Origin of the sequence: Sediminicoccus sp. BL-A-41-H5 (genome assembly GCF_050632405.1) — a bacterium.
Taxonomy (GTDB): Bacteria; Pseudomonadota; Alphaproteobacteria; order Acetobacterales; family Acetobacteraceae; genus Roseococcus.
Window position 1 is genome coordinate 4,478,091 of sequence record NZ_CP192601.1, and the last position, 22,745, is coordinate 4,500,835.

Here is a 22,745-nt window from a genome sequence, read left to right on the forward strand (position 1 = left end):
AGACACCATGGACGACTTTGCCTTCATCCCGCTCGGTGGCACCGGCGAGATCGGGATGAACCTCAACGTGTATCGCTGCGACGGGAAGTATCTCGCCGTGGACTGCGGCATCGGCTTCGGCGGGGCGGAAAACCCGGCCGTGGACGTGATGGTGCCCGACCCGGCCTGGCTCTCCGAACGCAGCAAGGACCTGGTGGCGCTCGTCATCACCCATGCGCATGAAGACCATATCGGCGCCGTGGCGCATCTCTGGCCGAGCCTGAAATGCCCGGTCATCGCGGGGCCCTTCGCGAGCAATGTGCTGCGGCGCAAACTCGCTGAGGCAGGGCTTGGCCAGGATGTGAAGATCATCACGCACGGCCTGCCGGGCACGCATGAGGTCGGGCCCTTCGGGCTTGAGTTCATCCGCGTGACCCATTCCGTGCCGGAGGCCTGCGCGCTCGCCATCCGCACCCGGCACGGGCTGGTCGTGCATACGGGGGACTGGAAGCTCGACCCCCAGCCGTTGATCGGCCCGCCCACGGATGAGGCGGCCTTCGCCCGCCTCGGCGCCGAGGGCGTGCTGGCCATGGTCTGCGACAGCACCAACGCCATGGTCGAGGGCCATTCGGGCAGCGAGGCCGAGGTGCGGCGCAACCTCAAGGCCATCATCGCGGGCCTGCGCGGCCGTGTCGCCGTCACCTGCTTTTCGACCAACCTGGCGCGCATCGAATCCATCGCGCTGGCCGGCCAGGCGGCGGGGCGGGAGGTGGCGCTGTTCGGCCGCTCGCTGCGCAACGCCGTGCAGTCGGCGCGCGACTGCGGCTATCTCTCCTCGGTCAGGGACTTCATCAGCGAGGAGGAGGCGGACCGCCTGCCGGATGACGACCTGCTGATCATCTGCACCGGCAGCCAGGGCGAGGAGCGCAGCGCGCTCGCCAAGATCGCGGCCGACACCCACCCCAACATCTCGCTGGGGGAGGGGGATACGGTGATCTTCTCCTCCCGCATGATCCCGGGGAATGAGCGCGGCATCCTGCATGTGCAGGATGAGCTGACGCGCGCGGGCTGCCGGGTGATGACGGCCGATGACCATGCCGTTCATGTCTCGGGCCACCCCGCGCGGGACGAGCTGAAGAAGCTGTATGCGCTGGTGAAGCCCAAGGTGGCGATCCCGGTGCATGGCGAGTGGCGGCACCTCTCCCAGCATGCCGACCTCGCGCAGGAATGCGGTGCGGAGCCGATCCTGGTCGAGGATGGCGACGTGGTGCGGCTCGGCCCCGGCAAGCCCAAGATCACCGACAGCGTGCCGATTGGTCGCCTCGCGGTGGATGGGCCGCGGCTCTTGCCCATGGAGGGCGGTGTGATCGGCGCGCGCAAGCGCATGCTGTTCAACGGGATCGTGGTCGCGAGCCTGGCCGTGGATGAGGCGGGGCGGGTCGTCGGCCGGCCGCGCGTCTCGGCACCGGGGCTCTTCGAGGCGGAGGGGCCGGAATCGGGGCAGCTCGAGGATGAGCTGGCGCGCGGTGTGGGCGAGTTGCCCAAGGGCCTGCGCCGCGAGGATGACGCCCTGACCGAGGCCGCGCGCGCGGTACTCCGCAAGGCCGTGGGGCGGCGGCTGAAGAAGCGCCCCAATGTTGAAATCCACCTGTTAAGAGTTTGATATGGGCTGGTTTCTCGGTTTCGTCGTCTATGCGCTGATCTGGTGGACCGCGCTGTTCTGCGTCCTGCCCATCGGCGTGCGACCGGATGCGAAGGGCGAATTGGAGGCGGGCGGCTGGCGCGGCACGCCGACGAAGCTGCATCTCGGCCGTAAGCTCCTGGGGACGACGATTCTCTCGGCGGTGCTTTGGTTGGGCGTCTACGCGCTCATCGAGAGCAACTGGATCAGCTTCCGCGACCCCTGGCTCTCTATTCCAGATCGGTGAACTGCACAAAGAAAAGGCGACTGTCCGGGATTCCCTGGACTGCCGCCTGCGTTTTGAGCATCCGTTGGCCGGACGCTCGTTTTTTCGCCGTCTACAGCACCGATAGGCGTTGAGGCTTCCCGGCCTTCTGCGGCAATCTTCACGTCAGAGAGAGGATTTTCCTCTTTCTGCCGTGTGACTGGCGTTTCCTCCCTAAACTTGGGCCGCTCCCTCGCGGGGGTGGCCCTTTCTTTTTCTTAAGCCATTTCGTTCACACCTATCAAGACATTTTCGAGCCTTCCAGGCATGTTGCGGCGCAGCATTGTTGCGCGCTCGCGCGGGCGGTTTCGGCTCAACCCGTTCTCGGTTAGGTTCCGCCGCCATCTCAGCCTGCTAAGGAATCTCGGCCTTGCGTCTCACCCGCGCCTTTCTGCCCACCCTGAAGGAAACCCCGGCCGAGGCGCAGATCGTCTCGCACCGGCTGATGCTGCGCGCGGGCCTGATCCGGCAGACCTCGGCCGGCATCTATGCGTGGTTGCCGGCCGGCTGGCGCGTGCTGCAGCGTGTGACCCAGATCGTCCGGGAGGAGCAGGACCGCGCTGGCGCCCAGGAAGTGCTGATGCCCACCATCCAGTCGGCCGAGCTCTGGCAGCGTTCCGGCCGCTACGAGGATTACGGCAAGGAGATGCTGCGCCTGAAGGACCGGCATGAGCGCGATATGCTCTTCGGACCCACCAATGAGGAGATGATCACCGACATCTTCCGCGGCTATGCCACCAGCTATCGCGACCTGCCGCGCAACCTCTACCACATCCAGTGGAAGTTCCGGGATGAGGTGCGCCCCCGCTTCGGCGTGATGCGCGGCCGCGAATTCCTGATGAAGGACGCCTATTCCTTCGACATGACGGTGGAGGGCGCGCAGCACTCCTACCGCCAGATGATGCTGGCCTATCTGCGCACCTTCCAGCGCATGGGGCTGAAGGCCGTGCCGATGCGCGCCGATACGGGCCCCATCGGCGGCAATCTCAGCCATGAATTCATCATCCTGGCCGAGACGGGCGAGAGCACCGTCTTCTACGACAGCGAATTCGAGAGCCGCGACTGGGCTGATGCGAGCCTCGGCTATGACGACGTGCCGGCGCTGCAGGGCTTCTTCGACCAGGTCACCTCAATGTATGCGGCGACCGAGGAGATGCACGACACCGCCGCCTGGGAAACCGTGCCCGAGGCGCGGCGCCGCGAGGGCAAGGGCATCGAGGTCGGCCACATCTTCTATTTCGGCCAGAAGTACTCGGCGACGATGGGCCTCTCCGTCGCGGGGCCGGACGGCACGACCGTGGTGCCGGAGATGGGCAGCTACGGCATCGGCGTCTCGCGCCTCGTCGCCGCGCTGATCGAGGCCAATCACGACGAGGCCGGCATCAAATGGCCGGATGCGGTGGCCCCCTGGAAGCTCGCCATCCTGAACCTCAAGCCCGGCGATGCGGGCTGTGACGCGCTTTGCGAGAAGCTCTACGCCGCCTTCCCGGACCAGGCCGTCTATGACGACCGCGCCGAGCGCGCCGGCGTGAAGTTCAACGATGCCGACCTGATGGGCTTCCCCTGGCAGGCCATCATCGGGCCCCGCGGTGCGGCCGCCGGGAAGGTGGAACTGAAGCGCCGCATGACGGGTGAGCGGGTGGAGCTTTCGTTCGAGGAAGCTCTCGCCAAGCTTTCCTGTCCGGTCGCTGAGCGGAGCGAAGCGTGAATCGGCCGGGCAAAGGCTTCTGATGTTCAACGCCTTCGAACGCACCGTCGCCGCGCGCTACCTGCTCTCGCGCAAGAGCGACCGCTTCACCTCGGTGATCGCGGGCTTCTCGCTCGTCGGCATCATGCTGGGCGTGGCCACGCTCATCATCGTGATGTCGGTGATGGGCGGCTTCCGGCAGGAATTGCTGGGGCGCATCCTGGGGCTGAACGGGCATCTGGGCGTCTATGCGGCCGATCGCGGCAATCTGCGCGATTTCGACGCCATCGCCGCCACCATCCGCCGCCTGCCGAACGTGGTCTCGGCGACGCCCATCGTGGAGGGGCAGGTGCTGCTGACCGGTGCGGGAGCCACGGCGACCGGCGGCCTCGCGCGCGGCATCCGGCCGGAGGATCTGCGGGCGCGGCCGATCATCGCGGAGAACATCCGCGCGGGTTCGCTCGCGAATTTCGAGGGGGAAGACGCGGTCGCCATCGGCACGCGCCTCGCCTTCCGGCTGGGGCTTTCCATCGGCGACAAGATCACGCTGGTCAGCCCGCAGGGCCGCGCCACGGTGATCGGCACCATTCCACGGCTACGCGCCTATACCGTCGCCGCCATCTTCGAAGTCGGCATGAACGAGTATGACAGCACCTATGTCTTCATGCCGCTGCAAGCCGCGCAGATCTACTTCCAGACCGGCGACGCGGCCTCGCAGGTCGAGGTCTTCGTGGCGGACCCGACACGCGTGCGCGCGGTGAACCGCGAGATCCGCGCGGCGCTCAGCCAGCCCGTCCGCATCCTCGACTGGCAGGACGCGAATTCCAGCTTCTTCGCGGCGGTGCAGGTGGAGCGGAACGTCATGTTCCTGATCCTCACGCTCATCATCATCGTCGCCGCCTTCAACATCATCTCGTCCCTCATCATGCTGGTGAAGGACAAGGGGCGGGACATCGCGGTGCTGCGCACCATGGGCGCGACGCGCGGCGCCATCATGCGAATCTTCCTGATGTGCGGCGCCTGGATCGGCGTGGTGGGGACGCTGGCGGGCTTCCTGGTCGGCGTCGTCTTCTGCCTGAACATCGAGAGCATCCGGCAATTCATCCAGATGCTGAGCGGCACCGAGCTGTTCAGCGCCGAGATCTATTTCCTCACGCAACTCCCCGCCGTGCTGAACTGGACGGAGGTGATGCAGGTTGTGGCGTTGGCCCTCTCGCTCGCGCTGCTGGCGACGATCTATCCGAGCTGGCGCGCGGCCAAGACCGATCCTGTCGAGATGCTTCGCAATGAGTAGCCCGCCCCTGGAACTGCGCGCCGTCGAGCGGCGCTACAAGACCGAGGCGGGTGCGCTCGAGGTGCTGCGCGGCGCGGACCTGACCTTGAAGGCGGGCGAGATCGTGGCGCTCGTCGCGCCCTCGGGCACTGGCAAGTCCACGCTGCTGCACGTGACCGGCCTGCTGGAGCGCCCGGATGGCGGCGAGGTCTTCATCGAGGGCGCGGCCGCGGGCACGCTCAGCGATGATGCGCGCACCGCGATCCGCCGCAACACGATCGGCTTCGTCTACCAGTTCCATCACCTGCTCCCCGAATTCACGGCGGAGGAGAATGTGATGCTGCCGCAGCTCGCCGCCGGCACGCCGCGCGGCACGGCGAAGGCGCGGGCCGCGGAGATCCTGGGCCAGTTCGGCCTGGCCGCGCGCCTGCAGCACCGGCCGGGCAAGCTCTCGGGCGGTGAGCAGCAGCGCGTCGCCATCGCGCGCGCGCTGGCCAATGCGCCGCGCGTGCTGCTGGCGGATGAGCCGACCGGCAATCTCGACACGGGCACCGCCAATCTCGTCTTCGAGGAATTGCTGCGCGAGGCGAGGGGCAGGGGGCTCGCCTGCCTCATCGCGACCCACAACCCGGAACTTGCGGCGCGGATGGACCGCACCGTCACGCTGCGCGAGGGACGCGTCGTCCCCGGGTAGCGCGGCGAGCGGCAGCGTCTAGACTGCGCCCCGACAGGAGGACGCAAGATGGATCTGCCGCTGACGGGGCTCACCGTGATCGAAGTGGGACAGGCGCTCGCCGGGCCCTTGGCCGGCGTGGTGCTGGCCGATATGGGCGCCGATGTGATCAAGGTGGAGAAGCCCGATGGCGGCGATGATGCCCGCCTCTGGGGCCCGCCCTATGGGCCGGATGGCGTCACCTCGCTCTATTTCCACGGGCAGAATCGCTCCAAGCGCTCCATCACGCTGGACCTGAAGAAGCCCGAGGACATTGCCGAACTGCACCGGCTTTGTGAAAGCGCGGACATCCTGATCCAGAACCTCCGCCCCGGCGTGGTGGAGGAGATCGGCATCGGGCCGGAGGCGATGCTGGAGCGGCACCCGCGCCTGATCTACTGCTCCATCTGGGCCTTCGGTTTCGAGGGGCCGATGAAGATGAAGCCGGGCTTCGACCCGCTCTTGCAGGCCTATGGCGGCATGATGAGCGTGACCGGCCAGCCCGACGGCCCGCCCACCTTCTGCGGCGCCTCGATCAACGACAAGGCGACCGGCCTTTTCATCACGATCGGCGCGCTGGCGGCCTTGCGCTGGCGCGACCGCACCGGGAAGGGCTGCCTGGTGGATGGCAGCCTCTTCGAGACCGCGGCCTTCTGGGTCGAGGGGCAGATCAACAACCACCTGGCCACCGGCGACATTCCGCAGCGCCATGGCACGGGCGCCGCGGTGATCGTCCCCTACCAGGTCTTCGACACGGCGGATCGTCCGCTCTGCCTCGCCGCCGGCAACAACCGGCTCTTCGCGCGGGCGGCCAAGGTGATGGGGCATCCGGAATGGGCGGAGGATCCCCGCTTCGCCACCGGCGGCAACCGCGTGAGGAACAAGGACGCGTTGATCCCGCTGATCAAGGCCGTGCTGCTGACACGGCCGCGCGACGAATGGCTCGCGGAACTCGATGCGGTCGGCGTACCGAGCGGGCCGGTGAACGACATCGCCGAGGTGACGGCCAGCCCGCAGATGGCGGCGGTGGACCTGATCCAGGAGCTGCCGGGTGGCGCGCCCAAGGTGATCGGCCTGCCGCTCTCCTTCAATCGGCAGCGCCCGAAGCCGCGCAGCGATTCGCCGAAGCTGGGCGCGCATAACCGCGAAATCCTCGGGCGCGACTAGCCGTCCTGGCGCCGGCCCGCGCGGCGCACATGCCGCGCGGCGAGCAGGGCGGCGAGCTCCTCGTCGCCCTCCGAGACGGCCTCCAGGATCATCGCGTGCTCCTGCCAGTCACGCACCGCGCGCTCGGTGCTGTTGCGGCGGAAGACCAGCTCGGTGCGTTCGCGCAGCGGGCGCATCACCTCGCGCAGGGCCTGGTTGGTGCCGGCCAGGGCCAGCAGGTCGTGGAAAGCGATGTTGAGCGCGGCCAGTTGCCCGGCATCGCGCTGTGGGCCGGCGGCCAGTGCGGCGCCGCGCTCCAGCAGCGCCTCGATCTCGGCGCGCGTCCGGGCGTCGCAGTGGCGGGCGGCGAGGCGGGCGGTCAGCCCCTCCAGCACGGCGCGGACCTCAATCAGGTCCCGCGCGAACTCCTCCGTCATGGTGGCGACCTGGGCGCCGCGCGTGCCCTCGGCGGGCACGGCGAGGCCCTCGGCGATCAATTGCTGGATCGCCTCGCGGATCGGCACGCGGGACATGCCGAGCTCGGCCGAGAGCCGCTCCTCCACCAGGCGCTCGCCCGGCTTGAGATCGCCCGAGAGGATGGCGGCGCGCAGCCGTTGCAAGGCCTGGCGGCTGAGGGGTTCGCGGCTCATTGGCTCGTTGTATACGAGTGGGGCGCCGCGAAGCGCTGATCTGGCTGTTTGGGCCAAGGTTTCCTTTGACTCGGCATTCTCTCGTATACCATGCTCTGGGCCTCCCCACCGCAGGAAGGACGCCCCGATGACCGCCCTGATGACCCATGACGAGTTCCGCACCGCGCTCGAGAACGCCATCAAGGGCAAAGCGGCGACCGCCTCGCCCTTCAGCATCGCCTGGGCCAACGGCACCCTCACGCGGGAGCATCTCTGCCGCTGGGCGGAGAACCACTACCACTATGTCGGCCCTTTCGCCGACTATCTCGGCTACGTCTATGCCCGCATGCCGGCGCACATGACCGAGGCCAAGGATTTCCTGCTCGCCAACATGTATGAGGAGGAGATCGGCGGCGACCGCCACACCGACCTTCTGATCCGCTTCGCCGAGGCCTGCGGCACGACGCGCGAGCGCGTGACCAACCCTGACAACATGTCCCCCACCACCCGCGGCCTGCAGAGCTGGTGCTATGCGGTGGCGATGCGCGAGGACCCGGTGGTCGCCGTGGCCGCGCTCGTGGTGGGCCTGGAATTGCAGGTGCCCAGCATCTACCGCAAGCAGACGCCGACGCTGCGCGAGAAATACGGCTTCACCGATGAGGAGGTGGAGTTCTTCGACCTGCACATCGTCTCGGACGAGATCCATGGCGAGCGCGGCTACCAGATCGTCCTCGAGCACGCGAACACGGTCGAGCTGCAGCAGAAATGCCTGCGCATCTGCGAGATCGGCGCCGAGATGCGGCTGCTCTACACCACGGCGCTGTATCACGACTATGTCGAGCGCCGCCTCGCCGCCGCGGCCTGATGCCGAAGGTCACCTTCCACAAGGCGGGCGAGGTGCATGAGGGCGAGGTGCCGGAGAAGGGCAACCTCGTCGTTCGCGCCGGCATCAGGAAATACCCCTGGCCGCATCTGCGCTACGGCTGCGGCATGGGGAAATGCGGCAAATGCGCCTGCCGCGTGCTGGCGGGTGGCGACGCACTGCCCGAGCCCAACTGGAAGGAAGTGAAGCAATTGGGTGAGCGGATCAGCGAGGGCTACCGGCTGATGTGCCAGCTCTGGCTCGAGCATGACATCACCCTGGAACAGGATGCGGCCTGATGCCCCAATATGTGATCCTGACCAGCAAGCCGGGCCAGTTCCGCACCGAACTCACGCCCGGCCTGATCCCGGTCGAGACCTATGACTACCAGGCGCAGGGCAGGCTGCGCGCGCAATTCGTCATCGCGGAATTGCAGCACGAGACCAAGCTGCGCGTGGTGGATCTGGCGGGCGAACCCATCCTGAACCTGGTGCCGAGCAAGTTCCTGCCGCGCTTCGCGGACCTCGACGCCGCCCGGGCGGAACTCGCGCATCTCACCCGCTTCCGCAGCGTCGAGGCCGAGCTGGTTCGCCAATGAGCGAGGCTGCGGCGCCGCGCATCCGCGTGATCTTCGTGAGCAATGACGGCAAGGAAGTGGAAGCTGCGGCCGGCGGCAGCCTGCTGCGCATCTCGATCCGCGAGAAGGGCGGCATTCCCTTCAAGTGTGGCGGCGGGCATTGCGGGACCTGCAAGTGCCGCTTCGAATCCGGCGTGGAGCATGCCTCCGCCGTCACGGCGAAGGAGCGCAAGCATCTGACGGAGGAGGAGTTCGCGGAAGGCTGGCGCATGGCCTGCCAGACCTTCGTCAATGGCGATGCCAGCATCTCCTGGCCGGCCAAGCCTTCCCCTGGAGCCTCCGCATGAAATCCGCCCTCAAGCTCGAAACCCGCGAGGCGCGGGTGATGGTGGCCGGCGCCACCGCCAGGGCGCTGGAGATCGGCGTCCGGCAGAGTGTGTGCGTCGTGGATGAGGGCGGCGTGCCCATCCTGCTGGAGCGCATGGATGGCGCGCGCATCACCGGGCCGCAGATCGCCTGGAACAAGGCCTTCACCGCTGCGGGGCACAAGCGCTCCACCCATCTGTTCAACACGCCGCCCAATGGTCCCGCCCTGCCGGGCAATGAGGCCTTCGGCATCCAATGGAGCTTCGAGGGGCGCTTCGCCGTCTTTGTCGGCGGCTTTCCCATCGTGCTGAACGGCGAGGTGGTGGGCGGCATCGGTCTGTCCGGCGGCAATGGAGAGCAGGACATTGCCTGTGGCCTGGCCGGCCTCCAGGCATTGGCGGACCTCCTGGGCCCTGAGGGGCATGTCGTTCAGGTGGCGGCCGACCTCAAGCTCTGAGCGGAGGCGCGCTCCCAGCAGGCCTCCGCCGTGGCCGAGAGGCGGCGGCGCGGCCGGATCAGGGTGATCTCCAGGGGGATCGCATGATAAGCCTCGCCCGCCTCGACCAGCTGCCCGCCGGCGAGGTCCTCCGCCGCCAAGCTGCGCGGGAGCCAGGCGATACCCTCACCCTGGCGCGCGAGGGATTGCAGCGTGGCGGCCAGTGGTGCGGTGACGCTGGCCTCCAGCTTGGGCGCATCCGCCCAGCCAGCGTGGGCCGCGCGCAGGATCCGGCCGAGGCCTGACGCCTGGCTATAGGCCAGCAAGGGCAGCCCAGAGCCCGCGCCCGGCGCCATCACCGGCACCAGCAGATCCCGGCCCACGACCAGGCTGGCGAAGTGCTCAGCCTGCAGCCGGCTCGGCATGTCGGGATGGGCGTGGCCGAGCAGCAGGTCGGCATCGCCCGCCAGCAGCAGGGCCTCGCAGGCCGCCATGGTGTCGGAGAGCAGGGTGAGAGTCCCTGGCAGCTCCAGGTTGCGGATCCAACCGGGCAGGAAGGTGAAGGAGAGGGCATGGGTGGCCGCGATGGAGAGCGTGGCACCCTCCCGCCCGGCCGACCGCAGCGCCGCCCGCCGCAGCTGATGCAGGTCCCGCACCAGCTCTACCGCGCCCGCGTGCAGGGTGGTGCCGGCGGCGTTCAACTGCACGCCCTGCCGCGTGCGCAGCACCAGCGTGGTGCCGACCCATTGCTCCAGCGCCTGGATGCGGCGGCTGAAGGCCGGCTGGGTGACATGCCGCGCCTCGGCCGCGCGCGAGAAGTTGCGATGCTCGGCGAGGGCGAGGAAATCCTCCAGCCAGGTCAGCTCCATGGCTGATGCTGATCTGGCATAGTGGTTGCGAAACTTGGCATTGGGCAGGCTCCCCTGAAGCAGCCTATCTCCTGAGCATATCGGATGCCAGTCCGGAAAGCGGACCAAGATCCCGCCTCATATCGCAAAGGAGCCATGCCAGATGCGCATCGTTGATGTTCGCGAAATCACCCAGCCGATCGCCTCGCCGATCCGCAACGCCTATATCGACTTCAGCAAGATGACGACGAGCCTCGTCGCCGTGATCACCGATGTGGTGCGTGATGGCCGACCGGTCGTGGGCTATGGCTTCAACTCCAATGGCCGCTACGGCCAGGGCGGGCTGATCCGCGAGCGCTTCCGCGACCGCATCCTTGAAGCCCCGCCCGAGAGCCTGCGTGACGATGCCCGCGACAACCTCGACCCGCACAAGATCTGGGACGCGATGATGCGCAACGAGAAGCCGGGTGGCCATGGCGAGCGCTCGGTTGCCGTGGGCACGCTCGACATGGCGATCTGGGACGCGGTGGCGAAGATCGAGGAGAAGCCCCTCTTTCGCCTGCTGGCCGAGCGCCACGGGCGCGAGGCCAACCCCAGCGTCTTCGTCTATGCCGCCGGCGGCTACTATTACCCGGGCAAGGACGACACGGCGCTCCGGGCCGAGATGCGCGGCTATCTCGACCGCGGCTACAACGTGGTGAAGATGAAGATCGGCGGCGCCTCGCTGGCCGAGGACCGCCGCCGGATCGAGGCGGTCCTGGCCGAGATCGGCCCCCAGGCGCAATTGGCCGTGGACGCCAATGGCCGCTTCGACCTGGAGACCGGCATCGCCTATGCCAAGATGCTCCGGGACTACCCGCTCTTCTGGTACGAGGAGGTAGGCGATCCCCTGGACTATGCCCTCCAGGCCGCCCTCTCCGAATTCTACCCGGGGCCAATGGCGACGGGCGAGAACCTCTTCTCCCACCAGGATGCCCGCAACCTCCTGCGCTATGGCGGCATGCGGCCAGATCGGGACTGGCTGCAATTCGACTGCGCGCTCTCCTACGGCCTGGTCGAGTATCTCCGCACGCTTGATGTGCTGGCGCAGTTCGGCTGGTCCCCCTCGCGCTGCATCCCGCATGGCGGGCACCAGATGTCGCTGATGATCGCGGCGGGCCTCGGCCTCGGCGGCAATGAGAGCTACCCGGACCTGTTCCAGCCCTATGGCGGCTTCCCCGATGGCGTCCGCGTCGAGAACGGGCATGTGGTGATGCCGGAACTCCCGGGCATCGGCTTCGAGGGGAAGGCGGACCTGATCCGCGTCATGCGTGCGCTTTCCGACTGAAGGGGCGCGCCCTCCGGGTTGTGCAAGGGGCGAAGCTGCCCCACCTTCCCCTCAAAGCAACCGGAGAGACCCGCATGGCCGATTACCCCAAAACCCTCCTCCACATCGCCGGCGAGTGGCGCGATGGCGAGAATGGCCGCAAGATCGACGTCCTGAATCCCGCCAATGAGGAAGTGATCGGCACCGTCGCCCACGCTTCCATCAAGGACCTGGACGCCGCCCTGGCCGCCACCGAGCGCGGCTTCGCGGCCTGGCGCAAGGTCGGCACCTATGACCGCTCCAAGATCATGCGCAAGGCGGCCGACCTGATGCGCTCGCGCGTGGACGAGATCGCCAAGCTCATGACGATGGAGCAGGGCAAGCCGCTGGCCGAGGCCAAGGTCGAGATCATGGGCGGCGCCGACACGATCGACTGGTTCGCCGAGGAAGGCCGCCGCGCCTATGGCCATGTCATCCCGGCCCGCGCCCCCGGCGTCTACCAGATGACGATCAAGGAGCCGGTCGGCCCCGTCGCCGCCTTCACGCCCTGGAACTTCCCGATCAACCAGATCGTCCGCAAGCTGTCGGCGGCGCTGACCACCGGCTGCTCCATCATCGTGAAGGCGCCGGAAGAGACGCCGGCGAGCCCCGCCGCGCTCATCAAGTGCTTCCTCGATGCCGGCGTGCCGGGCGACGTGATCGGCCTGGTCTATGGCGTCCCGAGCGAGATCAGCTCCTACCTGATCGCGAGCCCGATCATCCGCAAGGTGACGTTCACGGGCTCCACCCCTGTGGGCAAGATGCTGGCGGCCATGGCCGGGCAGCACATGAAGCGGGTGACGATGGAACTCGGCGGCCATGCGCCGGCGATGGTCTTCGACGACGCCGATGTGGAACACGCGGCCAAGACTCTGGCCTTCGCCAAGTTCCGCAATGCCGGCCAGGTCTGCGTCAGCCCGACGCGCTTCCTGGTGCAGGAGCGCGTCTATGACCAGTTCGTGGCGAGCTTCGCGGGCCATGCCAAGGCGCTGAAGGTGGGCAACGGCCTGGAGGCCGACACGCAGATGGGCCCCATGGCCAATGAGCGCCGCGTGCCGCAGATGGAGACCCTGATCGCCGACGCCAAGCAGAAGGGCGCCGAGATCGTCACCGGCGGCAACCGCATCGGCAACAAGGGCTATTTCTTCGAGCCGACCGTGGTGGCGGGCATGACCACCGACATGCGCGCCATGAACGAGGAGCCCTTCGGCCCCGTCGCCCTGATGCGCTCCTTCAAGACGCTGGACGAGGTGGTGAGCGAGGCGAACCGCCTGCCCTTCGGCCTGGCCAGCTATGCCTTCACCAGCAGCGGCAAGACGGCTTCCGCTCTGGCGGCCGGCGTCGAGGTCGGCATGATGACCATCAACCACCTGGGCCTCGCCATCCCTGAAGTGCCCTTCGGCGGCGTGAAGGACAGCGGCTATGGCACCGAGGGCGGCGATGAGGCGATCGAGGCCTATCTGAACACGAAGTTCGTGACGCAGGCCGGCCTGTAAGCCTCGGCCTTCCTAACGAAGCCCGCCGTCCGGCAAGCCCGGGCGGCGGGCTTTCTCGTTCCGGGTTCTGCTTGCTGGCGCCCCGGCGCTGGGCTACCCCCCGCCGCATGCCCGGTCGCCCCTGGATACCGCTCTACGCCATTCTGCTGGCCGGCTTCGCCTGGGTCTGGGCGAGCCTGCCGCTCATGGCCATTCCCAATGCGGGCGTGGATGACGCGCTCTTCGTCCGGCATGCGGCGCTGATCCTGAGCGGGCAGTGGCTCGGCCCCTACACCCAGTTCACGCTGGCCAAGGGGGTAGGCTATCCGCTCTGGCTCGCGCTCACGGGCGGGCTGTCCATCCCCGCGCTGCTGGGCCAGGCGCTGCTCTATGCCGCGGCCGCGCTGCTGCTGGTGCGCGCCCTGTCACGCTGGATCCCGCAGGAGGGGGCGCTTTTCGCCCTGCTGGTCCTGCTGCTCGCCAATCCGGGCCTCTATGGCACCGAGAATCTCCGCGTGATCCGCGAAGGCTTCTACACGCCCACCCTCCTGCTGATCCTGGCGCTGCTGCTCTGGTGGGTGCGCTGGTCGGGCGAGGGGCTGGGCCGGCGCCTGTTGCTCGCGGCGGGCCTTGGCCTGGCACTCGGCCTGTTCCACCTGACCCGGGAGGAGGGCGTCTGGATCCTGCCCTTCCTGCTCGGCTGCCTCGCGCTGCGTGCGGTCGTGCTCTGGCGCGGCTGGACGCCGGCCACCTGGCGGGCGGAGGCGGCGGCGCTGCTGGCCTGTGGCGTCATGGCCGTGCTGCCCGTGCTGGCGGTCAGCGCCATGAACGCGCGGGTCTATGGCGTCTTTCGCACGGTGGAGTTCCGCGACCCCGCCTTCATCGCCGCCTATTCGGCGCTGGCCCGCCTTGGCCCGGCGGAGCCCTCGCTGATCGTGCTGCCCAGGGCGCGCCTGCCGGAATTGTTCGCAGCCAGCCCGGCGGCGGCCGAGCTTGCGTCCTTTTTCGCGGCCGACCGTGGGCGCAGCTACCTGGATGTGGGCTGCCAGACCTATCAAGTGACGCCTTGCGACGACGAGTTCCGGGCCGCCTGGTTCATGTGGGCGCTGCGCGATGCGACCGTGATCGCGGCTGGCTACGCCGATGCCCTCGCGGTGCGGCGCTTCAACCTCCGCCTCGCCGAGGAGGTGAACGCCGCCTGCGCGCGGGGTGAACTCGCCTGCCTGCCGCCGCGCCACAGCCTCGCCCCGCGCTTTCGCGCCGCCTATATCCTGCCCACGCTGGGCGCCGCCTGGCAGGTCTGGACCACAGGGCTGGCGCCGCCCGGGCTGCCTGATCCGCGGCGGCTGCGCTCGGTCTATTTCTCGGGCGGGGAACTCGAACCCCGCGCCTCGGCCTTCCTGGACGTGGTGCGCGGCGATCTCTTCGTGGATGTGCTGCGGCCGGAGGCGACCCCGCCCTATCCCTTCCCCTCCTTGGCGGTTGAGCGCGCCACGCGCCTCCTGCGCGGGCTTGAGGGGTGGATGCGCGTCTGGGCCATCCTCGGCCCGGTCCTGCAGATCGCGGCACTGCTGGCGCTGCTGGCGTTGCCCTGGCTATGGCGGCGCCACCCGGAGCGCGCCTGCTGGCCCGTGCTCGCGCTCTGCGTCGGGGCGTACCTGCTCTACGCCACCCGCGTGGCGCTGCTGGCCTATCTCGACACCGTCGCCATCCCGAGCGTGAACATGCTCTACCTCTCCCCCGCCATGCCCGCCCTGCTGCTGGGCCTTGCGCTGCCACTGATCCTGCTGTGGCGGACGCTGCGGCCGGCCTGACCGGGTTCCCCGGGCGCCCATCACCCCATATATGGCCGCAGCCGGGACCGGCCGAGGAGAATTCATGACCGCCGCGCCGCTCGAACTCACCATCCTGATGCCCTGCCTGAACGAGGCGGAGACGCTGGCCACCTGCATCCGCAAGGCCATGGGCTACCTGGAGCGCAGCGGTGTCCGGGGCGAGGTGCTGATCGCCGACAATGGCAGCACCGACGGCAGCCAGGAGATCGCGACCAGCCTCGGCGCGCGCGTGCTGCCGGTGCCCGAGCGCGGCTATGGCGCGGCGCTGATCGCCGGCATCAAGGGCGCGCGCGGCCGCTTCGTCATCATGGGCGACAGCGACGACAGCTATGATTTCGAAAATCTTGATCCCTTCGTCGCGAAGCTGCGCGAGGGCTACGATCTCGTCATGGGCAACCGCTTCAAGGGGGGGATCAAGCCCGGCGCCATGCCGCCCCTGCATCGCTACCTTGGCAATCCGGTGCTGACCACGATCGGGCGCGTCTTCTTCGGCAGCCCGAGCGGGGATTTCCATTGCGGCCTGCGTGGCTTCAACCGCGATGCGATCCTCGGGCTCGACCTCCGTGCGCCGGGCATGGAATTCGCCAGCGAGATGGTGGTGAAGGCGACGCTGCAGAAGCTGCGCATCACCGAAGTGCCGACCACGCTCTCGCCCGATGGCCGCTCGCGCCCGCCCCACCTGCGCTCCTGGCGGGATGGCTGGCGGCACCTGCGCTTCCTGCTGGTCTTCTGTCCGCGCTGGCTGTTCCTCTACCCGGGGCTGATCCTCTTCCTGGGCGGGCTCTTCGGCATGGGCGCGCTGCTGACCGGGCCGGCGAAGCTCGGCAGCCTGACGCTGGACGTGCACACGCTGCTCTATGCGTCGGCGGCTGTCAGCATGGGCTTCCAGCTGATCCTCTTCTGGGCCTTCGCGCGTATCCATGGCGCGCGGGAGGGGCTGGTGCCGGAGCAACCCCTGCTCACCGCCTTCCTGGCGCGATTCGGGCTGGAGCCGGCCTTGCTGACGGCGCTCGGCCTCTTCGTGCTGGGCCTGCTGCTGGGCCTGGCCGCCATCGCCATCTGGGGCTCGGTGCGCTTCGGGGAGATCGGCGGGCATGGGACGATGCGCCTCGCCATCGCCTCCATGACGTCCATGCTGCTGGGGCTTCAGCTTGCCATGGGCGCCTTCTTCATCGCCGTGCTCGACATGGTGCGGGCGCGGCGCTGACTTCGCGCTAAACTCCCCGGATGCGCGATTCCTTCATCCACCTGCACACCCATTCCTCGTATTCCCTGAGCGAGGGCGCCATCAAGGTGGACAAACTGCCAGGCCTTGCCCTGGCAGCGGGCATGCCGGCCGTGGCGCTGACCGATACGGCCAACCTCTTCGGCGCGCTGGAATTCGCGCAATACGCCTCGGGCAAGGGCATCCAGCCCATCATGGGCTGCCAGCTCTGGCTCTCCCGCGCCGCGACCGGCGAGGAGCGGCCCGAGGCGCTGCGCGCCGGCGCTGACGCCGTGGTGGCGTTGGCCATGAACGCGCAGGGGCTGGAGAATCTCCAGCGCCTCTCCTCGCTGGGTTGGCTGGGCGAGGATGTCTCGGGCAAGCCCGCGCTCTCGCTGGACCAGCTGCTCCGTCATGCGCCCGGCCTGATGCTGCTGACGGGCGGCGACCATGGCCCGCTCTCCCGCCTGCTGGCCGAGGGGCGGCGCGAGGCGGCGGTGCGCCTGCTGAAGGAGCTTGGCGAAGCCTATGACGGGCGTCTCGTGGTGGAGCTGATGCGCCACCACACGGACCGGCAGCAGGCGCTCGAGCCCGGTCTGCTGCGGCTGGCGGATGAGGCCGGCCTGCCCATCGTCGCCACCAATGACGTCTACTTCGCCGAGGAGAAGACGCATGTGGCGCATGACGCGCTGCTCTGCATCGCCGAGGGCCGGTTGGTCGCCGAGCAGAATCGTCGCCGGGTGACACCGCACCATTGGTTCAAGCCGCCAGCCGCCATGCGCGCCCTCTTCGCCGACCTGCCCGAGGCCTGCGACAACACGCTCGCCATCGCGCGCATGTGCGCGGTCATGGCGGAATCGAAGAAGCCCGAACTGCCCATCTGCCCCAAGGTCCTGCCCGGGCGCACCGAGGCGGAGACGGTGGCCGACATGGCGCGCGAGGGCCTGAAGCGCCGCTTCCCCGAGGGTGTGCCCGCCGCCCATGCCGAGCGGCTGGAATACGAGCTCGGCGTCATCGAGCAGATGGGCTTCTCGGGCTACTTCCTGATCGTGGCCGACTTCATCCAATGGGCGAAGCAGCAGGGCATTCCGGTGGGGCCGGGCCGTGGTTCGGGTGCCGGTTCCGTCGCCGCCTGGGCGCTGTCCATCACGGATCTCGACCCGCTGCGCTTCGGGCTGCTCTTCGAGCGCTTCCTCAATCCCGAACGCGTCTCGATGCCCGACTTCGACATCGATTTCTGCCAGGACCGGCGCGACGAGGTGATTGATTACGTCCGCCGGGAATATGGCGCGGACCGGGTCGCGCAGATCATCACCTTCGGCAAGCTCCAGGCCAAGGCGGCGGTGCGCGATGTGGGCCGCGTGCTGGGTATGCCCTATGGCCAGGTGGACAAGATCGCGAGCCTGATCCCGAACAACCCCGCCAATCCCGTCAGCCTCGCGGACGCCATCAAGGGCGAGCCCAAGCTGCAGGAGATGCAGGAGACGGACGAGGCCATCGCCAAGCTGCTGGACACGGCGCTCCAGGTGGAAGGGCTGTACCGCAACGCCTCCACCCATGCGGCCGGCGTGGTGATTGGCCGCAAGCCGCTGATCGAGATCACCTCGATCTATCGCGACCCGCGCTCGCCCTCACTCATCACCCAGTACTCGATGAAGTACGTGGAGCAGGCGAGCCTGGTGAAGTTCGACTTCCTGGGCCTCAAGACACTGACGGTGCTGCAGCGCGCGGTGCAATTGCTGAAGGCCCGCGGCATCGAGGTGGACCTCGACAAACTGCCGCTGGATGACGAGCGCACCTACGCCATGCTGGCCAAGGGTGATGCGGCCGGCGTGTTCCAGTTCGAAGGCCAGGGCATGCGGGACTGCCTGCGCTCCATGCGCCCCGACCGCTTCGAGGACCTGATCGCCGCCGTCTCGCTCTACCGGCCGGGCCCGATGGAGAACATTCCGGCCTATTGCGCCCGCAAGCATGGCGAGAAGTGGGAGGCGCCGCACCCCTCCATCCAGGACATCCTGGGCGAGACCTATGGCATCATGGTCTACCAGGAGCAGGTGATGCAGATCGCCCAGGTCATGGCGGGCTATTCGCTCGGCGGCGCGGACCTGCTGCGCCGCGCCATGGGCAAGAAGGATGCGGCGGCGATGGCGAAGCAGCGCGCCATCTTCTGCGAGGGGGCGGCGAAGAACGGCGTGCCGGCGGACAAGGCGGGCGAGGTCTTCGACCTCATGGAGAAATTCGCCAATTACGGCTTCAACAAGTCGCACGCGGCGGCCTATGCGCTGGTCGCCTATCACACGGCCTGGCTGAAGGCGAACCATCCGGTCGCCTTCCTTGCCGCCTCCATGTCGCTCGATCTCGACAAGACGGAGAAGCTGGCGTCCCACATGCAGGAGGCTGCGCGGCTCGGCATCAAGGTGCTGCCGCCGGACATCAACCGGAGTGGCGCCGAATTCACCATCGAGGACCGCGAGGAGGGGCCCGCCATCCGCTTCGCGCTGGCCGCCATCAAGCGCGTGGGGTTGCAGGCCATGCGCGATCTGGTCGCCGCGCGGGATGCGCCCTTCACCAGCATCGCCGATTTCGCGGCGCGGGTGGACCCGAAGCTGCTGAACAAGATGCAGCTCGAGAACCTCGCCAAGGCCGGCGCCTTTGACAGCCTGGAGGGCAATCGCGCCCGGCTCGTAGCGGGCGCCGAGACGGTGCTGCGCCGCGCCCAGGCCACGGCGGAGGACCGCGCCAGCAACCAGATCGGCCTCTTCGGCGAGGTGGAGCAGGGACCGCCCCTCTTGCGCCTGCCCGAGATCCCGGACTGGCCGCAGCTCGACAAGCTCGGCTTTGAGGCGGAGGCGGTCGGCTTCCACCTCTCGGCCCATCCGCTCGACGAGTACAAGGGCGCGCTGCGGCGGCTGGGCGCGACACCCTCCGCCCTGATCGGGGATCGCGCGCGCGCCGGCTCCACCCGCCTGAAGCTCGCCGGCACGGTGAACGCGAAGAAGGAGCGCAACACCCGCACTGGCAGCCGCATGGCCTGGATCAGCCTCTCCGACCAGGCGGGCAGCTATGAGGTGACCTTCTTCAGCGAGGTGCTGAACCGCTCCCGCGACATGCTGGAGGAGGGCACGGCGCTGCTGATCACCGCCGAAGCGAAGCTGGAAGGCGAAGCGCTGCGTCTGACGGCCATGGATGTCGAGCGGCTGGACAAGGCGGCCGCCGGGGTGGGGCAGGGGATGCGCATCTTCATCGATGCGGCGACCGCCGTGCCCGACATCCGCGCCATCCTGGAGCGCGACGGCCGCGGCAAGGGGCGCGTCAGCCTCATCCCCCGGCTCGCCCCCGGGCAGGAGGTGGAGGTGACGCTGCCCGGCGGCTGGAACGTCTCACCGCGGATGATGCAGGCGATGAAGCTCGTCGCCGGGGTGGCAAGTGTCGAGGAGGTCTGACCCGGCCCCGTCACTCTTCCTTCGGCTTGGCGCCCTTGGCGATCAGCTTGGTCTGCGCCTGCATCTTGTCGATGAAGGCCAGCACCAGCGCGCCCGCCACGAAGGTCAGATGGATCGTGATGCCCCAGGTCAGCGCCCGATCATCCAGGCTGTCCACATTCATGAACTTCTGCAGCAGGTAGATGGAGCTGATCGCGATGATGGCCAGTGCCACCTTGAGCTTCAGGTTGCCGGGATCGAGGTTGGAGACCCACTCGATCTCGGACTTGCCCTGCTCGTTGATCAGGCGGGAGACCAGGCTGTCATAGGAGGAGATGGCGACCATCGCGACCAGCGAGGCGACGAGCGCGCTGTCCACCAGATAAAGGATGCTGAGCAGGATCTGGTTGTCATCCGTCTCGGTCAGGATGGTGGAGGCGAATTTCCAGACCTTGAAGACGAACTTGACCGCATAGGCGGCCAGCGCCACCGCCAGCCCCAGGTAGAAAACCGCCAGGATGTAGCGGCTGGCGATCATCGCGCGGTCGAGTAGGGTTTGCATGAATCGTTATTTGGCTCAATCAGGGGCAGGAAGAAAAGGGGTTATGGCATGATCCGACGTTTGGCGGAGGAGGGGCGGCTCTCGGGCGCCGTGGTGCATGGCGGGCTGGTCTATCTGGCGGGCCAGGTGGCCGATGACGCGACGCTGGATGCGGAGGGTCAGACCGCCGACATCCTCGCCCAGATCGACGCCCTCCTGGCCGAGGCCGGGACCAGCAAGGCCCATCTGCTGAGCGTGCAGATCATCCTGGCCGACATCAACGACGCCCCGGCCATGAACCGCGCCTGGGATGCCTGGCTGGACCGCGGCAACAAGCCCGCGCGGATGACCATCCAGGCGCCGCTGGTGGACCCGGCCTGGCGCGTCGAGATCACCGGGATCGCGGCGCTCCCCTGATGGAAGTGGCCTCGCCCCGCCGCCGCGCCCTGCTGGCGACGGGGCTGACGCTGGCCTTCATGCTGCTGGTCGCCCTCGGTATCTCCGACCAGGGGTGGATCTTCTCGGTCGTCACGCTGCTGATCGCGAGCCTCGCTCTGGGCGGGCTGCACTGGATCTTCCCGCATGGGCTGATGTTCGCGCTGGGGGCGGCGAATGGGCTGGCCATCTATGTCAGCCTCTTCGTGGTGGTCGGCCAGGCCTCCTTCCCGGCGGCGGCGGACTGGTCGCGCTCGGTCGCCTTCCTCCTGCCCGTGCTGGCCTTCGTCCTGGCCTGCTGGGTCCGGCGGAACGATCTGGCCGCCGTCGCCTCGGCCGAGGGCGGGGCCGATCTCCGGCATTTCCCGCGCGCCGTCCGCTGGCTGCTGCCGACGGGGATGATCGGCATCGTCTCCCTCTCCATGCCCATCAACCGGGCGGGGCCGGAATGGCAGAGCCTCGCGCTGCTGCTCGCCATGGCGGTCATCGCCGTGATCGGCGCCGTCTCTGTCGGGCATATCGTGCGGCTGCTGGTGGACATCTCGGCCATCCTGCGCCAGGTCGGCCGGCGGCTGCAGTTCCTGGCCGTGCCGGTCGCCACCTATGTGAGCCTCTTCGCGTTGCTCTCCGTGGCCTTCGCCTGCTTCTACCGGATCGCCGACGAGTTCTCACGCGGCGAAATCTTCGTCCTCATGGGCCAGCCCGGGCGGCTTTCCTTCTCGGACGCGCTGCATTTCAGCATCGTCACCCTGTCCACGGTGGGCTATGGCGACATCCAGCCCGCCGATGACGGCATCCGGCTGCTGGCGGCGATCCAGATGATCCTCGGCCAGTTGCTGCTGCTCTTCGGCTTCGCCGAGATCATGCGCAGCCATGGTGGGCGCCGGACGAATGATACCATCCCGCGGGCGTGATTCCGCCGCAATGCGGGCGATGATGAGGGGCGTCGAACACAGGTGGCGAACGTGACTGCATTGGGTGATCCGGCCTTCTGGCGCCGGAAGCGGGTCCTGGTGACGGGGGGGGCGGGCTTCCTCGGCAGCAATCTCTGCCATGCGCTGGCCGGGCTCGGCGCCCGCGTCACCGCGCTGGATGCCATGCTGCCCGATGGCGGCGCCAACCCGGCCAATCTCGAGGGCGCCGGCGTCATGCTGGTGCGCGGTGATCTGCGCGACACCGAACTCGCGACCCTCTGCCAGGGTGTGGACGTGTTGTTCAACATGGCGGCGCAGACGAGCCACATGGGTGGGCAGAAGGACCCGGTCTTCGACATCGCCATCAACGCCGTGGCCCAGGTGCGCCTCGTCCAGGTGATGCGCGAGGCCGCACCCAAGGCCGCCGTCATCCATGCCTCCACCCGGCAATTCTACGGCCGCCCGATCAGCCTGCCGGTGAACGAACTGCACCCGGTGAACCCGCCCGATGCCAATGGCGTCTCCAAATGGGCGGGCGAACAGTACTGGATGCTGGAGAACCGGGTGCTGGGCCGCCCCGTCGTCTCGCTGCGGCTCACCAATTGCTACGGCCCGCGCCTGCGCATCGCCGATGCGCGGCAGACCTTCCTCGGCATCTGGCTGCGCCGCCTGCTGGAGGATGAGCCCTTCGAGGTCTGGGGCGGCGCCCAGCTGCGTGACCTCGCCTATGTGGACGACGTGACACGCGCCTTCCTGATGGCGGCCGAGCAGGCCGGCAACACGGATGTGGCCGGCCATGTCTTCAACCTGGGCGGCGCGCCGCCGGTCTCGCTGCTCGACCTCGCGCGGATGGTCATCGCGGCTAATGGCGGGCGGGGCCATTTCACCACCCGCGAATTCCCGGCCGATCGCGCGCCGATCGACATCGGCAGCTATCACGCCGACGACCAGGCCTTTCGCAGCGCCACCGGCTGGGCGCCGCTCACCCCCCTGGAGGAAGGGCTGCGCCTCAGCCTGGACTGGTATCGCGAGCGGATGAGCGACTACATTTTCGCCGACGCGCCGAAATGACCGCAACACGCCCGATCACACCGCCGACGCCCGCCGGGGCCG

Annotated in this window: 22 protein-coding genes; 19 read left to right on the forward strand and 3 right to left on the reverse strand. The window is 68.2% G+C overall.

Annotated features, from left to right (window positions below; all coding sequences use genetic code 11):
• Nucleotides 1-7 precede the first annotated feature (7 nt).
• The 6 genes from ACQ860_RS21985 to ACQ860_RS22010 all read left to right on the forward strand — a co-directional run bounded on the left by ACQ860_RS21985 (nt 8) and on the right by ACQ860_RS22010 (nt 6,764).
• Nucleotides 8-1,642 carry a ribonuclease J gene (locus tag ACQ860_RS21985; protein ID WP_431305438.1) on the forward strand — a complete coding sequence of 545 codons (1,635 nt, stop codon included), beginning with the start codon at nt 8-10 and terminating at the stop codon, nt 1,640-1,642.
• A gap of 1 nt (nt 1,643) precedes the next feature.
• Complete coding sequence (locus tag ACQ860_RS21990) at nt 1,644-1,907, forward strand: DUF1467 family protein (RefSeq protein ID WP_431305439.1); 264 nt, start codon at nt 1,644-1,646, stop codon at nt 1,905-1,907.
• Between the two features lie 388 nt (nt 1,908-2,295).
• Nucleotides 2,296-3,633, forward strand: a complete 1,338-nt coding sequence (gene proS, locus ACQ860_RS21995) for a proline--tRNA ligase (protein ID WP_431305440.1) — start codon at nt 2,296-2,298, stop codon at nt 3,631-3,633.
• A 22-nt stretch (nt 3,634-3,655) separates the two neighbouring features.
• Nucleotides 3,656-4,906 (forward strand): lipoprotein-releasing ABC transporter permease subunit, encoded by a 1,251-nt coding sequence (locus tag ACQ860_RS22000; RefSeq protein ID WP_431305441.1) that lies wholly within the window; start codon nt 3,656-3,658, stop codon nt 4,904-4,906.
• The gene (locus tag ACQ860_RS22005; RefSeq protein WP_431305442.1) at nt 4,899-5,579 is read left to right on the forward strand and encodes an ABC transporter ATP-binding protein; all 681 of its coding nucleotides are present in this window, start codon (nt 4,899-4,901) and stop codon (nt 5,577-5,579) included. Before ACQ860_RS22000 ends, ACQ860_RS22005 begins: the two co-directional genes overlap by 8 nt.
• Before the next feature lie 48 nt (nt 5,580-5,627).
• Nucleotides 5,628-6,764, forward strand: a complete 1,137-nt coding sequence (locus ACQ860_RS22010) for a CaiB/BaiF CoA transferase family protein (RefSeq protein WP_431305443.1) — start codon at nt 5,628-5,630, stop codon at nt 6,762-6,764.
• Here the strand turns inward: ACQ860_RS22010 and ACQ860_RS22015 are convergent.
• Nucleotides 6,761-7,393 (reverse strand): GntR family transcriptional regulator, encoded by a 633-nt coding sequence (locus ACQ860_RS22015; protein ID WP_431305444.1) that lies wholly within the window; start codon nt 7,391-7,393, stop codon nt 6,761-6,763. The two genes, ACQ860_RS22010 and ACQ860_RS22015, sit on opposite strands and share 4 nt — an antisense overlap.
• Before the next feature lie 127 nt (nt 7,394-7,520).
• On the opposite strand from ACQ860_RS22015, the gene ACQ860_RS22020 reads away from it, so the two are divergent.
• Genes ACQ860_RS22020 through ACQ860_RS22040 form a run of 5 tightly spaced genes read left to right on the forward strand, consistent with a single transcriptional unit; the run spans nt 7,521 to nt 9,634 of the window.
• Nucleotides 7,521-8,237 carry a TenA family transcriptional regulator gene (locus ACQ860_RS22020; protein ID WP_431305445.1) on the forward strand — a complete coding sequence of 239 codons (717 nt, stop codon included), beginning with the start codon at nt 7,521-7,523 and terminating at the stop codon, nt 8,235-8,237.
• Entirely contained in the window at nt 8,237-8,533 is a 297-nt protein-coding gene (locus ACQ860_RS22025) for a 2Fe-2S iron-sulfur cluster-binding protein (RefSeq protein WP_431305446.1), read from the forward strand. The genes ACQ860_RS22020 and ACQ860_RS22025 overlap by 1 nt, the downstream gene beginning before the upstream one ends.
• Entirely contained in the window at nt 8,533-8,832 is a 300-nt protein-coding gene (locus ACQ860_RS22030; protein WP_431305447.1) for a hypothetical protein, read from the forward strand. The genes ACQ860_RS22025 and ACQ860_RS22030 overlap by 1 nt, the downstream gene beginning before the upstream one ends.
• Nucleotides 8,829-9,158 (forward strand): 2Fe-2S iron-sulfur cluster-binding protein, encoded by a 330-nt coding sequence (locus ACQ860_RS22035; RefSeq protein WP_431305448.1) that lies wholly within the window; start codon nt 8,829-8,831, stop codon nt 9,156-9,158. Before ACQ860_RS22030 ends, ACQ860_RS22035 begins: the two co-directional genes overlap by 4 nt.
• The gene (locus tag ACQ860_RS22040) at nt 9,155-9,634 is read left to right on the forward strand and encodes a GlcG/HbpS family heme-binding protein (RefSeq protein ID WP_431305449.1); all 480 of its coding nucleotides are present in this window, start codon (nt 9,155-9,157) and stop codon (nt 9,632-9,634) included. Before ACQ860_RS22035 ends, ACQ860_RS22040 begins: the two co-directional genes overlap by 4 nt.
• Here ACQ860_RS22040 and ACQ860_RS22045 read toward each other — a convergent pair.
• The gene (locus tag ACQ860_RS22045; RefSeq protein ID WP_431305450.1) at nt 9,607-10,482 is read right to left on the reverse strand and encodes a LysR family transcriptional regulator; all 876 of its coding nucleotides are present in this window, start codon (nt 10,480-10,482) and stop codon (nt 9,607-9,609) included. The genes ACQ860_RS22040 and ACQ860_RS22045 overlap by 28 nt on opposite strands.
• A 142-nt stretch (nt 10,483-10,624) precedes the next feature.
• Between ACQ860_RS22045 and ACQ860_RS22050 the strand changes: the two genes are divergently transcribed.
• The 5 genes from ACQ860_RS22050 (at nt 10,625) to dnaE (ending at nt 19,763) form a co-directional block, all read left to right on the forward strand.
• Complete coding sequence (locus tag ACQ860_RS22050; protein WP_431305451.1) at nt 10,625-11,788, forward strand: mandelate racemase/muconate lactonizing enzyme family protein; 1,164 nt, start codon at nt 10,625-10,627, stop codon at nt 11,786-11,788.
• Nucleotides 11,789-11,862: 74 nt separating this feature from the next.
• Complete coding sequence (locus ACQ860_RS22055) at nt 11,863-13,302, forward strand: NAD-dependent succinate-semialdehyde dehydrogenase (RefSeq protein WP_431305452.1); 1,440 nt, start codon at nt 11,863-11,865, stop codon at nt 13,300-13,302.
• A gap of 107 nt (nt 13,303-13,409) precedes the next feature.
• Nucleotides 13,410-15,095: a hypothetical protein gene (locus ACQ860_RS22060; RefSeq protein ID WP_431305453.1), complete on the forward strand. Its 1,686-nt coding sequence runs from the start codon at nt 13,410-13,412 to the stop codon at nt 15,093-15,095.
• Nucleotides 15,096-15,159: 64 nt separating this feature from the next.
• Complete coding sequence (locus ACQ860_RS22065; RefSeq protein WP_431305454.1) at nt 15,160-16,323, forward strand: glycosyltransferase family 2 protein; 1,164 nt, start codon at nt 15,160-15,162, stop codon at nt 16,321-16,323.
• Nucleotides 16,324-16,343: 20 nt separating this feature from the next.
• On the forward strand, nt 16,344-19,763 hold the full coding sequence (dnaE, locus tag ACQ860_RS22070; protein ID WP_431305455.1) for a DNA polymerase III subunit alpha: 3,420 nt from the start codon (nt 16,344-16,346) through the stop codon (nt 19,761-19,763).
• A gap of 10 nt (nt 19,764-19,773) precedes the next feature.
• Here the strand turns inward: dnaE and ACQ860_RS22075 are convergent, their stop codons facing one another.
• Nucleotides 19,774-20,304, reverse strand: a complete 531-nt coding sequence (locus ACQ860_RS22075) for a TIGR00645 family protein (protein ID WP_431305456.1) — start codon at nt 20,302-20,304, stop codon at nt 19,774-19,776.
• A 48-nt stretch (nt 20,305-20,352) separates the two neighbouring features.
• Here ACQ860_RS22075 and ACQ860_RS22080 point away from each other — a divergent pair, with 48 nt between their 5' ends.
• Genes ACQ860_RS22080 through ACQ860_RS22090 form a run of 3 tightly spaced genes read left to right on the forward strand, consistent with a single transcriptional unit; the run spans nt 20,353 to nt 22,703 of the window.
• A complete protein-coding gene (locus tag ACQ860_RS22080) occupies nt 20,353-20,700 on the forward strand; it encodes a RidA family protein (RefSeq protein WP_431305457.1) in 348 nt (115 codons plus the stop codon).
• The gene (locus ACQ860_RS22085; protein ID WP_431305458.1) at nt 20,700-21,632 is read left to right on the forward strand and encodes an ion channel; all 933 of its coding nucleotides are present in this window, start codon (nt 20,700-20,702) and stop codon (nt 21,630-21,632) included. The genes ACQ860_RS22080 and ACQ860_RS22085 overlap by 1 nt, the downstream gene beginning before the upstream one ends.
• A gap of 51 nt (nt 21,633-21,683) precedes the next feature.
• Nucleotides 21,684-22,703, forward strand: a complete 1,020-nt coding sequence (locus tag ACQ860_RS22090; RefSeq protein WP_431305459.1) for an NAD-dependent epimerase/dehydratase family protein — start codon at nt 21,684-21,686, stop codon at nt 22,701-22,703.
• Nucleotides 22,704-22,745 lie beyond the last annotated feature (42 nt).

Bases quoted from the DNA above. Each gene is read 5' to 3' on its own strand.
- ACQ860_RS22000 (WP_431305441.1), top strand. From the start codon at position 3,656: ATGTTCAACGCCTTCGAACGCACCGTCGCCGCGCGCTACCTGCTCTCG.
- ACQ860_RS22040 (WP_431305449.1), top strand. From the start codon at position 9,155: ATGAAATCCGCCCTCAAGCTCGAAACCCGCGAGGCGCGGGTGATGGTG.
- ACQ860_RS22020 (WP_431305445.1), top strand. From the start codon at position 7,521: ATGACCGCCCTGATGACCCATGACGAGTTCCGCACCGCGCTCGAGAAC.
- ACQ860_RS22045 (WP_431305450.1), bottom strand. From the start codon at position 10,482: ATGGAGCTGACCTGGCTGGAGGATTTCCTCGCCCTCGCCGAGCATCGC.
- ACQ860_RS22025 (WP_431305446.1), top strand. From the start codon at position 8,237: ATGCCGAAGGTCACCTTCCACAAGGCGGGCGAGGTGCATGAGGGCGAG.
- ACQ860_RS21990 (WP_431305439.1), top strand. From the start codon at position 1,644: ATGGGCTGGTTTCTCGGTTTCGTCGTCTATGCGCTGATCTGGTGGACC.
- dnaE (WP_431305455.1), top strand. From the start codon at position 16,344: ATGCGCGATTCCTTCATCCACCTGCACACCCATTCCTCGTATTCCCTG.
- ACQ860_RS21985 (WP_431305438.1), top strand. From the start codon at position 8: ATGGACGACTTTGCCTTCATCCCGCTCGGTGGCACCGGCGAGATCGGG.
- ACQ860_RS22035 (WP_431305448.1), top strand. From the start codon at position 8,829: ATGAGCGAGGCTGCGGCGCCGCGCATCCGCGTGATCTTCGTGAGCAAT.
- ACQ860_RS22030 (WP_431305447.1), top strand. From the start codon at position 8,533: ATGCCCCAATATGTGATCCTGACCAGCAAGCCGGGCCAGTTCCGCACC.
- ACQ860_RS22005 (WP_431305442.1), top strand. From the start codon at position 4,899: ATGAGTAGCCCGCCCCTGGAACTGCGCGCCGTCGAGCGGCGCTACAAG.
- ACQ860_RS22065 (WP_431305454.1), top strand. From the start codon at position 15,160: ATGACCGCCGCGCCGCTCGAACTCACCATCCTGATGCCCTGCCTGAAC.
- ACQ860_RS22085 (WP_431305458.1), top strand. From the start codon at position 20,700: ATGGAAGTGGCCTCGCCCCGCCGCCGCGCCCTGCTGGCGACGGGGCTG.
- ACQ860_RS22015 (WP_431305444.1), bottom strand. From the start codon at position 7,393: ATGAGCCGCGAACCCCTCAGCCGCCAGGCCTTGCAACGGCTGCGCGCC.
- ACQ860_RS22050 (WP_431305451.1), top strand. From the start codon at position 10,625: ATGCGCATCGTTGATGTTCGCGAAATCACCCAGCCGATCGCCTCGCCG.
- ACQ860_RS22075 (WP_431305456.1), bottom strand. From the start codon at position 20,304: ATGCAAACCCTACTCGACCGCGCGATGATCGCCAGCCGCTACATCCTG.
- ACQ860_RS22080 (WP_431305457.1), top strand. From the start codon at position 20,353: ATGATCCGACGTTTGGCGGAGGAGGGGCGGCTCTCGGGCGCCGTGGTG.
- ACQ860_RS22055 (WP_431305452.1), top strand. From the start codon at position 11,863: ATGGCCGATTACCCCAAAACCCTCCTCCACATCGCCGGCGAGTGGCGC.
- ACQ860_RS22060 (WP_431305453.1), top strand. From the start codon at position 13,410: ATGCCCGGTCGCCCCTGGATACCGCTCTACGCCATTCTGCTGGCCGGC.
- ACQ860_RS22010 (WP_431305443.1), top strand. From the start codon at position 5,628: ATGGATCTGCCGCTGACGGGGCTCACCGTGATCGAAGTGGGACAGGCG.